6 protein-coding genes are annotated in these 12,434 nt (G+C 35.6%); 2 read left to right on the top strand and 4 right to left on the bottom strand.

Annotated features, from left to right (window positions below; translation table 11 throughout):
* Positions 1-317 precede the first annotated feature (317 nt).
* A complete protein-coding gene (locus ACFSBH_RS06180; RefSeq protein ID WP_379596584.1) occupies positions 318-1,349 on the top strand; it encodes an LCP family protein in 1,032 nt (343 codons plus the stop codon).
* A 140-nt stretch (positions 1,350-1,489) separates the two neighbouring features.
* Here ACFSBH_RS06180 and ACFSBH_RS06175 read toward each other — a convergent pair whose 3' ends face one another.
* The 4 genes from ACFSBH_RS06175 to ACFSBH_RS06160 form a co-directional block, all read right to left on the bottom strand.
* On the bottom strand, positions 1,490-3,373 hold the full coding sequence (locus ACFSBH_RS06175; protein ID WP_379596582.1) for a peptidoglycan-binding protein: 1,884 nt from the start codon (positions 3,371-3,373) through the stop codon (positions 1,490-1,492).
* A gap of 215 nt (positions 3,374-3,588) precedes the next feature.
* A complete protein-coding gene (locus tag ACFSBH_RS06170) occupies positions 3,589-6,840 on the bottom strand; it encodes a peptidoglycan-binding protein (RefSeq protein WP_379596580.1) in 3,252 nt (1,083 codons plus the stop codon).
* A gap of 176 nt (positions 6,841-7,016) precedes the next feature.
* On the bottom strand, positions 7,017-7,271 hold the full coding sequence (locus tag ACFSBH_RS06165; protein WP_379596586.1) for an N-acetylmuramoyl-L-alanine amidase: 255 nt from the start codon (positions 7,269-7,271) through the stop codon (positions 7,017-7,019).
* A complete protein-coding gene (locus ACFSBH_RS06160; protein ID WP_379596578.1) occupies positions 7,268-9,943 on the bottom strand; it encodes a peptidoglycan-binding protein in 2,676 nt (891 codons plus the stop codon). The genes ACFSBH_RS06165 and ACFSBH_RS06160 overlap by 4 nt, the downstream gene beginning before the upstream one ends.
* A 186-nt stretch (positions 9,944-10,129) precedes the next feature.
* On the opposite strand from ACFSBH_RS06160, the gene ACFSBH_RS06155 reads away from it, so the two are divergent.
* Positions 10,130-12,307 carry a sugar-transfer associated ATP-grasp domain-containing protein gene (locus tag ACFSBH_RS06155; protein ID WP_379596576.1) on the top strand — a complete coding sequence of 726 codons (2,178 nt, stop codon included), beginning with the start codon at positions 10,130-10,132 and terminating at the stop codon, positions 12,305-12,307.
* Positions 12,308-12,434: the final 127 nt, after the last annotated feature.

Raw genomic sequence — 12,434 nt, 5'->3', positions numbered from 1 at the left:
ACCGATAATGATAAATTTGACTCAAAAAAGGATCCTAGCAAAGTTTTGATTGCTTGGATCCTTTTTAATTACTGTTTTCGGCTAGTTATGTCCCAGCCTCTTTTTTATGCCAAAAAAGCTAATCCTAAAATCCCTTTTTCAAATTTATTATTTTGTGTTATGATGTTGTGAGTGCGTTAGGAAAATGTAGTTGTTATGTCTAATCAAACATGCTATTTTTCGACGCTATTTTCATATTTTCATATACGAAATAGCAAATTTATAGTAAAATAAAGTGAATCATGTCCTATTTTATTCATAAATAAGGAGCTAAAAAAATGTCTAATACTAAAAGAGTCCGAGTCGTTAGAAGAAAGAAGAGAAAACTACGGAAGTGGATTAAATTTGTTCTTCTTTCCACTCTCATCGCTTTCATTGGTTTAATCGGCTACGGGGCTTATCTATATATAAAAGCAGATAGTGTCTTATCGGAATCATATGTGGAAGATACAAGGGAGAAATCACCGTTGCGGGAAGCAATGGTTGATCCGAGCATTGATAATGTCTCCGTCCTCATTATGGGGGTTGACGCCAACGAACACCGCGACAATGCGGAAAGTGCTCGTACAGATGCTTTAATGGTTGCAACATTCAATAAGGATGAAAAGAGTATCAATCTCGTAAGTATTCCACGAGATTCTCTCGTATATATTCCATATGTTGGGTATGAAGATAAAATCAACCATGCCCATTATTTTGGAGGAACAGAAGCAGCGATTGAAACAGTCGAAAACTTGCTTGATATTCCAATTGACTACTATGTGAAGCTGAACTTCCATGCATTCGTGGATGTAGTGGATGCCTTAAATGGAATTACAGTAGATGTTCCATATGAACTGAAAGAATCCAACTCCATGGACAAGCGTGATTCCATCCACCTCTTGCCAGGTGAACAAACGGTTGATGGAGAAGAAGCTCTTGCACTTGCACGTACAAGAAAGCTTGATAATGACATTGAGCGTGGTAAAAGACAGCAAGAAATTATGAAGGCTGTCATCAATAAAGCTACTTCCGTTAACTCCCTTTTAAACTATGATGATGTCCTAGAAGCTGTCGGAGATAATATGGAGACAAACATGACATTCAGTGATATGAAAACATTTATCACTTACGGAACAAGTGCTGGAAAATTAAGTATCGATACCCACACACTGGAAGGTGACGATTATAAGCCAGGTGGAGTTTATTATTGGGCGCTTGACCAGATTGCACTAGAAGAAACGAAAAATATGCTTAAAGATCATTTGGATATATCAACTTCTACAGTAGAAACCCAAACCGCTCCGTATGAAGCGAATGGGGAATTATAATAGAGCATGCAGCCTAATTGGCTGCATGTTTTTTTGTTTTCAATTAGTAAATACTAATAGAAAACTCCAAGTCTATATTTAATAGACTTGGAGTTCTATCATCTATGAGTGATCCATATTATTAGATGAATATGTAGTAACTACTTACTCTTATAAATAGGTATATCAAGATATAGAGTATAGGAATCGAGCTGCTTATAGATACGTTGAATGCGTTGTATTTGTTCGTATAGCCACTCTATATTTCTTGTTAGTGGATGGTCTTTCGTATTGGCATCATGAGTTAGATAGTCTCTCTTTTTATTATAATAGGTCGTTTTTCCGTCGCCTATATAAATCTCCTTGACGAATTTGGCTCCTTCAAGAATTGCTTTTTGCATCGAATGCCAACCTTCATCAAATGCTTTCTTCGCTCTTCCATCAAGCGTATTGTCATCGCCATCATAAATTCCATAGAAATTATAGACCCAACTATAAGTATCCGATGTCTCTCCTGGCATCTTTTCATTCGCTGTTTCAATATAGGTGATACGGCCGCTACGGTCGACTGGTATACCGTTTTGCATCATGAATCCTTGGTCTACTTCTGATAGAACTTGAGAAACCAATGTAATTTCATTGATACCATGAGTAACAGCAGCGTCCAAAATCAATTCTTCTTGACCAACTAACAAGTCTTTTTTCCTGAAATAACTCTTTATAGTCTCCAAGGAGACAGACTGGCTTCTTGATAGGTCAAGTAATTGAAATTTACCCTCTTCACTATTAACGAGAACCTCAGGGTCAAAAACAGCATCTTTCTCCTCTAGGAACTTTTGGAGTTCCACTATTTTTTCTTGTTTTTGCTTGTTGAGATGAAGCTTAAACGTCTCTTCTAATGTGGAGTTTATATGTGTATATGTTTTTCGTACAATATACTTACTCTTCTCCTGGATAAGTGCGAGTGTTTTCTGATCAGCAATACCACTATCAGGCAGGCCATGGTCTCTTTGGAATTCTTTTACCTTTGTTACAGTATGCTTACCGAACTTATTTGTTATTTTAATTGGGCCGTATCCGAGGTCAACGAGATTTTCTTTTAACGTTTCAACGTTTTTATGACGTACCCCTAATTGAAGCGGACTTAAAAGTATCTCCTCGATTTTCAATATAGATGAAAGTTCTAATTTGCCTGTAGCTGGTATGCCATATTGTTTTTGAAAGTTGATTAATTGGCTTGCTACACCTACTTTACTATTCAACTCATCAATTTCTGCAGAAAAACCAATCCTTGTTAATATTTTATGTATGTTTTCCTCTATTATATTGTTATTATTCTTGTTTGCTGCCAGACTCGCAGATTCATAGATGGCCGTTTTCGTCCGTTCATCAATCATTCCATTAACCGGAAGTTTATATTTTCTTTGTATCTTTTTGACGGCTATTTGTGCCTGTTCTCCATACTTTTTAGTTAATCTTATAGGTCCATAGCCAAGAATATTTAAACAACATTTCAATAATGGGAGATGATTATGGGATTCTCCTACTTTTATTGATTTTGATATAAGCTCATCAATTTTCAGCAGTGTTTCTACATTCACTTTACCAGTTTCCGTTAGATCATATGCAGATTGAAATGCTTTGATTTTTTTCCGCATGAAAAGCCCTATGTTTGCTGGAGTAAGGATCGTTCCAAACCCTAATAGGTTGAGGTTTTTATTCAATTCCCTTAGACTATCTGGTCTCTCGTTACTTTCTAAGGAAGTCCGGAACACATCCTTTACCTGTTGCAACACTGTGTTATTCAAATTGTTGCTGATAGAAATACCATAATCCTTTTGAAATGCTTGCAAACCTTCTAATAAATCTCTTTCTGAATCTTTTTCTAAATATCCTAACCATTTTAACATTACCTTTACAGTATCTTGATTCCACTGATTAGCTGAATATAATTCCACCTGATTGTTATAATTGATAACTTCATTTTTTGAATTCGGTTCATCCGATGCAAAAAGCTCATTCGAGGACACCGTTTCAGAATCCATGAAGTAAAACCCCCCTTTAATTAGCTCATCTATCATTATAGTATTTTTGACCTATAATAACAACGTGTGTTTTTACTTCACTATCTGATTTTCTGACTCTTAATAAGTTTCATTATAAATAGAAGGGGTTTGCCATTAAGAGAGAAATGAGATGGGGATTTAACCTTTAAAAGCAGAAAATCTAGTTCCAAAAGGAACTAGATTTTCTTAAGTTACTATCTGTATTGGATAATATTGAATTTAAGAACTGGGTTTCTGATAATATCTTCATGCATTTTTCTTAAATTAGTCGTCTGCTTTACAGCCCATCCAATATCAGTAGCGTATTGTTTACCGAATCTACCAGTAGCTTCCATAGCAGCAGGGTTCCAGCGCATTTTATAAAGTGTATTTTGCTTATGTTCATTGTGGATATATCTTTCACCAATGAATTTAGCTCCACCAATAATTGCTTTCTCTGGAGTATCCCAGCCCTCAGCATAGGCTTTTGCTGAACCGCAACTATTCGGACAAGAATCGTACGCTTCTATTCCAAACATATTGTATACCTTTTTGCCTTTTACAACAATTCCTTTTGCTAAATCGGAAGTGCCATGGCCAGTTTCCAATAATGCGTGGGAAACGAGATACAATTCGTTAATATGATGAGTTCTACTTGCATCAATAAATGCTTGTCCCATTCCTTCAAGGATTCCTTTACCTTTTAAGTAAGCATTTAATTCAGCTGCCGTTGCACCAGCTGGGGATGATAGATCTAAATGTTGAAACTCATCATGATTACTAGGATCTAAATATAATCTAGTATCAGAACGGGTAGCATTTCGCCATGCATTATAGGAAATACGGTACCAGTTTCCTTCTTTCGCAATAACACTTACTTCTGACCCTTTAGCAAGCTTCCCATAGATATGTGAGCTTGCACTCGGTGCCGAACGTACATTAACTCTACCTGTTATTTTGGCAATGGTTGCATTTTCAACTACCAATTTAGAGTGTGCATAAAGAATTTCATTATTGTATCTTATCTTATACCAAACTCTACTTCCTTGATAGGAATCTCCATTAACTGTACCAAGTATTTCAACTCTTGTGCCTGGAGATAATACAGTCTTACGAGTAGAATCTACTAATCTAGGCTGCGTCCGAACAACTACATTACCACCGGAATAAATAGCGCCAGATTGAATAATATCAACATATTTACTGCTGATATAAGCTGGTGAATTTCTATATTTATCTGTTTGTGGCGGCGGGTTCGTAATAGCCATTTGGATATCCAAAGCCTGTTCTAAGGTTAAAGTAGAATAATGATAGGTTATTCTGCCGTCGTATGCTTTACGAAGTTCTGTTAATGTAATATCATCCACAATCCCATGAGCTTTCAAATTATGATCCCTTTGAAATTCCTTTACTCTTTTCTCAGTAAGATTTCCAAAAACAGGACCTTCTGCTAAACCATTGTATCCAATAGCGTTCAACATTACTTTAATTTCAGCAATTATTGAATTGCTTTTTCGCTTTTGATATGGACTATTGTATATCTCATTTAATTTAGCTTGAGTTTCTTGATCTGCAATCCCTGTTACCGGCAATCCATAGTAAGATTGGAATTCTTCAACACGAGTTTCTGTTAAATTACCGAAGTTACCAGATAAAGCTAAACCATCAAATTCGAGTCTATTTAGCTTTCTCTTAATATCAATTACGGTAGAATGATGATCACCTTTTTTAAACTCAGTCTTATTGTAAGCATCATTAAGAGCTTTAATAGTTGGCTCATCTGCTATACCATTTACTTTAAGACCATAGTCATTTTGGAATTCTTTCAATCTCTTTTCAGTTAAGTTACCAAAAACAGGACCTTCAGCCAGCCCATCATAGCCTAGGGTATTTAACATTATTTTAATTTCCGTTGTATAGGAGTCACTCTTACCATTTTGATAAGGACTATTAATAACCTCGTCTAATTTCTGTTGAGTTTTTTGATCTGCAATTCCTGTTACAGGTAGCCCATAGTACTCTTGGAATTGTTCAACACGAGTTTCTGTCCAACTTCCAAAATTACCAGATAAAGCAAGACCATCGAAGCCAAGTTGGTTTAATTTGCGCTTCATTTCAATCACAGCCGGGTGGTCATCACCTTTTTTAAACTCACTCTTATTTTGACTATCATATGCATTCTTCAATGCTTTAATAGTAGGTTCATCTGCTATGCCGTGTGCCTGAAGGCCATAGTCACTTTGGAATTCCTTCACACGTTTTTCTGTCAGGTTCCCGAATACTGGCCCTTCCGCTAAACCACCATAGCCTAGTGCATTTAGCATTTTTTTGATTTCCGTTGTATAAGAGTCGCTCTTTCCATTTTGATAAGGACTATTAATAACCTCATCCAATTTCTGTTGAGTTTTTTGATCTGCAATTCCTGTAACTGATAAACCATAGTAAGATTGAAATTGTTTAACTCGAGTTTCAGTCCAACTTCCAAAGTTACTAGACAAAGCCAGACCATCGAATCCAAGATGATTTAGCTTGCGTTTAATTTCAGTTACAGCTGGATGGTTATCACCTTTTTTAAACTCACTCTTGTTAATTTGACTATTATACGCATTCTTTAAAGCTTTAATAGTAGGTTCATCTGCTATACCATGTGCTTTAAGCCCATAGTCGCTTTGAAATTCTTTCACTCTCTTTTCAGTGAGGTTTCCAAATACCGGACCAATAGCTAAACCGTCATAACCTAAGGCATTCAACATTTTCTTAATCTCAGAAGTGTAAGAATTTCTTCTATTATTCTGGTATGGGCTATCGTATACTTCATTTAACTTATCTAGTGTGACCTGGTCTACTTGACCAGTAACTTTCAAGCCATAGTAGGCTTGGAATTCCTTCACGCGTTTTTCTGTATGATTTCCAAAATTTCCTGTTTCTGCGATTCCGTCAAAGCCAAGTGCATTCAATTTCACTTTGACAGGGATAATTTCATCGAAATCGTCTCCCTTTTTATAGGGTAAAGTCGCAGTTACTGATTGAATTCTTAATTGAAATGTTTGTGCTTCTTCTTTTTCCACACTTTTTTCTGCTCCTGGTTCGTTGGCTGGTGAAGTTTCAACAGGTTCCGAAGAGTCTTCTTCTGTTACTTGTTCCTCTGTTTCTTCCGTTACCTGTTCTTCGGTTTCAGTTTTTGTTTCTTCAACATTATCCTCAGACTCAGCCGATTCTGGTTCAGTGCTTTCAGGACCTTCAGTAGGAACTTCTTCACCCTCGGTATTTTCTGTATCGGAATCAACTTCTACTTCTTCCTCCACCTCAGCATCTAGTTCTTTATCCCCGTTGATGCTATATGTATTTTCCCCTTCTATATTTAGGTTTTCTTCATTGCCATGAGCGGCTACTTGTAAACCCGGTATACTAAAGTGGAAAAACATAATGAAAATGATGGCAATTATCATGAGTTTTTTAAGCTTCACTTTAGTATGTCACCTCCTTTAGTATGATGTCTATTCTATTATCTGATAGATTACTAGAAATGTAAATTATTACTTTTTGTTTATAACAAAATAAAATAGAGAGGTAAGTCATACCTCTCTAGGACTATCTCTTTTTAAGATTAAAGGACTTAGCAATTGCATCTGCCGTTACTTTTCTAACGAATTACGATAACTTTCACTCTTGAGCACTTTTTTTCTTTATAACTATGTATAAACATATATTCAATTAGTAGAGAAGGCATCTTAGTTTCCCTAACAACATGATAATTAGCTCGTTTCATTCCCCTGTCTCTAATATTGTTCTTAGAGCTGAGCCAATTTGCCAAATGCTTATGAATATCCCTTTGCCTACTCTTTTGTTTATAACAAAATAAAAAAAAGAGAGGTAAGTCATACCTCTCTAGAACTATCTCTTTTTAAGATTAAAGGACTTAGCAATTGCATCTGCCGTTACTTTTCCTAATGAATTACGATAACTTTTACTTTTTAGCAATTGGTTCTCTCTATAGTTATCTATAAACATATATTCAATTAGTAGAGAAGGCATCTTAGTTTCCCTAACAACATGATAATTAGCTCGTTTCATTCCCCTGTCTCTAATATTGTTCTTAGAGCTGAGCCAATTTGCCAAATGCTTATGAATATCCCTTTGCCTATTCTTAGTTTCCTGAGAAACTGAACCATTATAGATAAATGTCTCAAACCCCGCTCCTCCAGCAGCATTATTATGCAGACTAACAAAATAGTCAGCATTCCAGTTATTTGCTGCACGAGTTCTGGCATCTAGACTTACTGTTTTATCGCTGGCTCTGGAAAGCATCACTTTGACACCAGCATATTTTTCCAATTCTTGTTTGATTTTTAAACCAATATCTAATACAACATCTTTCTCTCTCAAATTATAACCTAGTGCACCAGGATCACTTCCACCATGCCCCGGGTCAATAAATATTTTGAGGAAAGAATTTTCTATTTTCTGCAGGGTTCTCTCATCAGCTATACCATTTGCCGGTAGATTATGATCTCTCTGGAATTGTTTTACACGTTTTTCTGTTAAACTACCAAAATTATTTGTTAATGCTAAACCATCATAACCTAAGGAATTTAGGTCTCTTTTTAATTGAATAACAGCTGCTTTCCTGTCACCTTTTTTCAGAGAAGTCGCTAGCACACTATTAATCTTATTCGACGTTCGTTCATCAACAACTCCGTAGTCCTTCAGACCATAATCTCTTTGGAACTGTTTCACACGCTTCTCTGTCAAACTGCCGAAGTTATTAGTTAAAGCCAAGCCATCATATCCTAGGGAGTTAAGCTTTTTCTTTAAATCGATAACAGCGGGTTTTCGGTCACCTTTCTTTAAGAAATCGTCACTGTTTTGATATTCAGATTCGAGCCGTTTTATTGTAACTTCATCTGCAATACCATGAGACTTTAATCCGTGATCTCTTTGGAATTGTTTAACACGTTTTTCTGTTAAGCTACCAAAGCTCGAACCATCGGCAAGACCGTTATAACCCAATATGTTTAACATTTTTTTGATTTCTGCAGTAAAAGTATTCTTTTTCCCTTTTTGATAAGGGCTGTTAACCACTTCATTTAGCTTCTCTTGAGTTGCTCTATCGGCAACTCCTGTAGCTTTAAGACCGTAGTACTCTTGGAACTGTTTTACTCTCTTTTCTGTTAGACTACCATAATTCCCAGATAAGGCTAAACCACTGAACCCAAGTCTATTAAGATTACGTTTGATTTCAATTACTGTTGGATGGTTATCGCCTTTTTTAAATTCAGTTTTACTATACGCATTCTTCAATGCAGCAATGGTTGGTTCGTCTGCAATTCCGTGAGCTTTTAGACCGTTGTCTTGCTGGAATTCTTTCACACGTTTTTCGGTTAAGTTTCCGAAGACTGGTCCTTCTGCAAGGCCATCATAACCAATTGCATTCAACATTTTTTTGATTTCTGTTGTATACGAATCACTCTTGCCGTTTTGATATGGACTATTGTACACGACGCTTAACTTATCTTGTGTCTGTTGGTCAGCAACTCCAGTAACAGAAAGTCCGTAATATGATTGAAATTCTTTAATACGCTTTTCTGTTAAACTACCGAAGTTTCCTGATAACGCTAAACCGCTAAATCCTAGAGCATTCAGTTTACGTTTAATTTCAGTCACTGCAGGATGATGATCACCTTTTTTATACACTGATTTATTATAGGCATTCTCAAGTGCAGCAATTGTCGGATCATCTGCAATCCCATGCGCCTTCAATCCATTATCCTGTTGAAATTCCTTCACACGTTTCTCAGTTAAATTTCCGAAGACTGGTCCTTCTGCAAGGCCACCGTAACCAAGAGCATTCAGCATTTTCTTGATTTCTGTGATGTATGAATGGCTATTACCGTTTTGGTATGTACTATTATATACTTCATTTAACTTATCAAGTGTTAGCTGATCCACTTGTCCGGTAACCTTCAAACCATAATAGGCTTGAAATTCCTTTACACGTTTTTCTGTATGACTTCCAAAGTTTCCTGTTTCTGCGATTCCGTCAAAGCCAAGTGCATTCAGCTTCACTTTAACTGGAATGATTTTCTCGTGATTATCACCTTTTTTATACGGAAGTTCTGTACTTACTGATAGAATGCTCATTTCAGATTCTTGAGGAGAACCTTGCTCTTCTTTTTCTGATGCATCATCAACAGAGCTATTATCCTTACTCTCTGTCTCAACCTCTAGATTCGTAGATTTCGCATTACTAGGTTCAGGACTTTCTTCAGATACATTCTGATTATTTTCAATTGGTTGTTCTTCATCTGATTGTTCTTCAACCAGTTCTTCCTCTTCTTCACCATCTACCGGATCCACAACGTCATCCAAAGTCGTCTCGTCTTCGTTATTGATTTTTTCACCTAGTTCGGATTGATTAGTCGTCTCAGTGGTAGTTGCCTCGTCATCAATAGTTGTTTCAGGAATAAGGTCCGTATCTTCAGATGCTGAAACTTGTTGAAAACTGAAGCCAAAAACAAGTGAGAAAACCGCTGTGATTATAACTGATAACAATTTCAAATGATGTTTCAAACCAATTCACCTCCTTTATATATTGACCTTTCCATTATCTGCTACTTTGGTCACTTTTTCAACAAAATAATCCATAGCATTACATTTTAATTACATTTGTTACCAGAATTTAACTAACAATAAGGCAAAGAATAATTTATTATCTAAATATACCTCGTGATTACAACATAGAAGGAGTTAATAAAAGTGGAATATACCAGTAAGATACTCGCTTCAACTAATAATTACAAAATTACAGTACACACTAATAATAAGCAAAACAATAAATATATTATCACTTTTGGTGAAGTCGATTCTAAACTTACTGAAACGGGATTTAGTAGCAAGCTCATCATGAAAGAAGGTTACAATCATATTTATGTTGCCCAAAAATTTGGTACCCAATATCAATTTCTTAAAAGAGAAGACTTTTACAATATAATTAGGGAAGAGATTAAAGGGAAGAAAGTCTATACTTATGGAGCAAGTTTGGGTGGTTATTGTGCAATCTATTATGGTTCTATAATCAATGCAAATATTTTGGCGATGAGTCCTCGTATTCCCGCGCATCCTATCATCAATAAAATGATGGGTAAAGTTTTTAGAAACAAGGGATTTCTGCACGATGAGTTAAGTAAGATACAAAAGAACTATGAGAAATTACATGTTTTCTACGATAAAACTAATTACATCGATAACTATTATGTTAATATATTTATTAGACCCGCTTTCCCTACCGCCGTATTACATCATATTAAACATGCAGGTCATTATACAGCTCGCGCTTTGCTTCTGTCTGGTGAATTAAAGAAAATTGCACTGAATTTCTTTGAGGACAAGGAATTGACCTTTACATTGGATGAGGAAAAAATACTAGCGTGGCATGTTGAGCGTCTAAGAAAAAGATTAGATCAAGGTAAATTATTTCATGCAAGAGAGAATCTTGATGTATTAATGCAAAGTAATAAAGCCAACCTTGAAGAAGTCAAGGAATTAGTAAACGAATATAGAGAAAAATTACTAATGGGAAAGGACATAAAAAAGATGGTGAAGACCGTTAGCAACAAAAACATATATGAGAAACATAATATAAATACTGGCAAAAAGGCATTTACAAGGTTCTATAATGCCGGCTTGTTGGACCCAGTGAATGAAGACTTTTTGAATGATGTAGATTCATATTGGAATGAAAATTATGGGCAATCTGTTGATCCGGTATTAAATCTGGCCTATTTTAATTTAACAAAGAATAATGACCCAAGAGTTATACCTAGCAAAATCATGTGGAACCAATTAATACCTTACTTCAACGATATGAATATCCGTATTGGATATAGCGATAAGAATATCTATGATCAAATAATTGGCACTCCGAATGCTCCTAAAACAATTCTAAAAAGAGTTAGAGGGCACTACTTCAATCATAAAAATGAAGAACTTAGCACCGAAGAAGCTCTACAGACGATGTTGGACTATAAAGATGATTTAATTATTAAACCAAGTGACACGGATAATGGGAAAGGTATTAAGAAAATCTCTTACAAAGATAATGAGATTTATTTAGACGGATCGAATGTCGAAATGCAGAAATTGGAAGAGGATTATGGATATAATTTCACCGTTCAGGAAGTCATCAAACAACATGAGATAATGGCTAAACCTCACCCAGCATCTGTTAATACATTGAGAATGGTCACATTGCGTTGGAAAAATGAAATTCATTATCTATTAACTTTTGCTCGTTTTGGTGCAGATAATTCGGTTAAGGATAATGCGGGTACCGGAGGTCTCTGTATCGGTGTAAATGATAATGGAGAATTTCTGGATTTTGCAATTGATGAAAGTTGTAATATCTATACTAAACACCCAACCACTAATTACAATTTTGAAGATCATGCCAAGATTCCAGAGTTTGAAAAATACAAGAACTTTGTGAAAGACCTTCACAAGAAAATTCTTCATCATGACTTTGTCTCCTGGGACATTGCAGTTGGCGTTAACAACGAGCCAATATTTATTGAAGCAAACTATAGAGGAGCAACCTGGCTATACCAACTTGCTGCTCAAAGACCATTATTCGGTGATCTTACAGACGAAATATTACAACATGTAGCAAATGAACGTAAACAAAATATAAATAAAGATATTCAGTCTAACCTCACTACAAAAACTAAAAAGTTAAAAGACGAAATTAAAGAATTGAAGCAGGAAAATAAGAAATTACAATCAAAAGTAAAAAAGAATACCAAGAAAACTGACAAATCATTATCAGAATTAAATAAGCTTAAGAAAGAAAATCAGAAATTAAAGCAAGAACTGAAATACATGAAAAACAGTAAAAGCTGGAAGAGTACGGCGCTTCTAAGAAAGTTAGTTAAAAAATAGACTAGATACACAAAAAACGAACTGGGGCTTGTCAAATAAAGTGTGTAAGTTCCCATTTATTCAAGGTACTTTAACACCCTATCTTTCAGTTCATCATGAAGAAGAAGCTGGTTCATAACCATGGCCC

This window comes from Oceanobacillus luteolus (assembly GCF_042678205.1).
In the GTDB taxonomy this organism is placed as follows: Bacteria; Bacillota; Bacilli; order Bacillales; family Amphibacillaceae; genus Oceanobacillus; species Oceanobacillus luteolus.
Note: the sequence above shows the minus strand (reverse complement) of the source record. Positions and strands in the feature narration are given on the sequence as shown.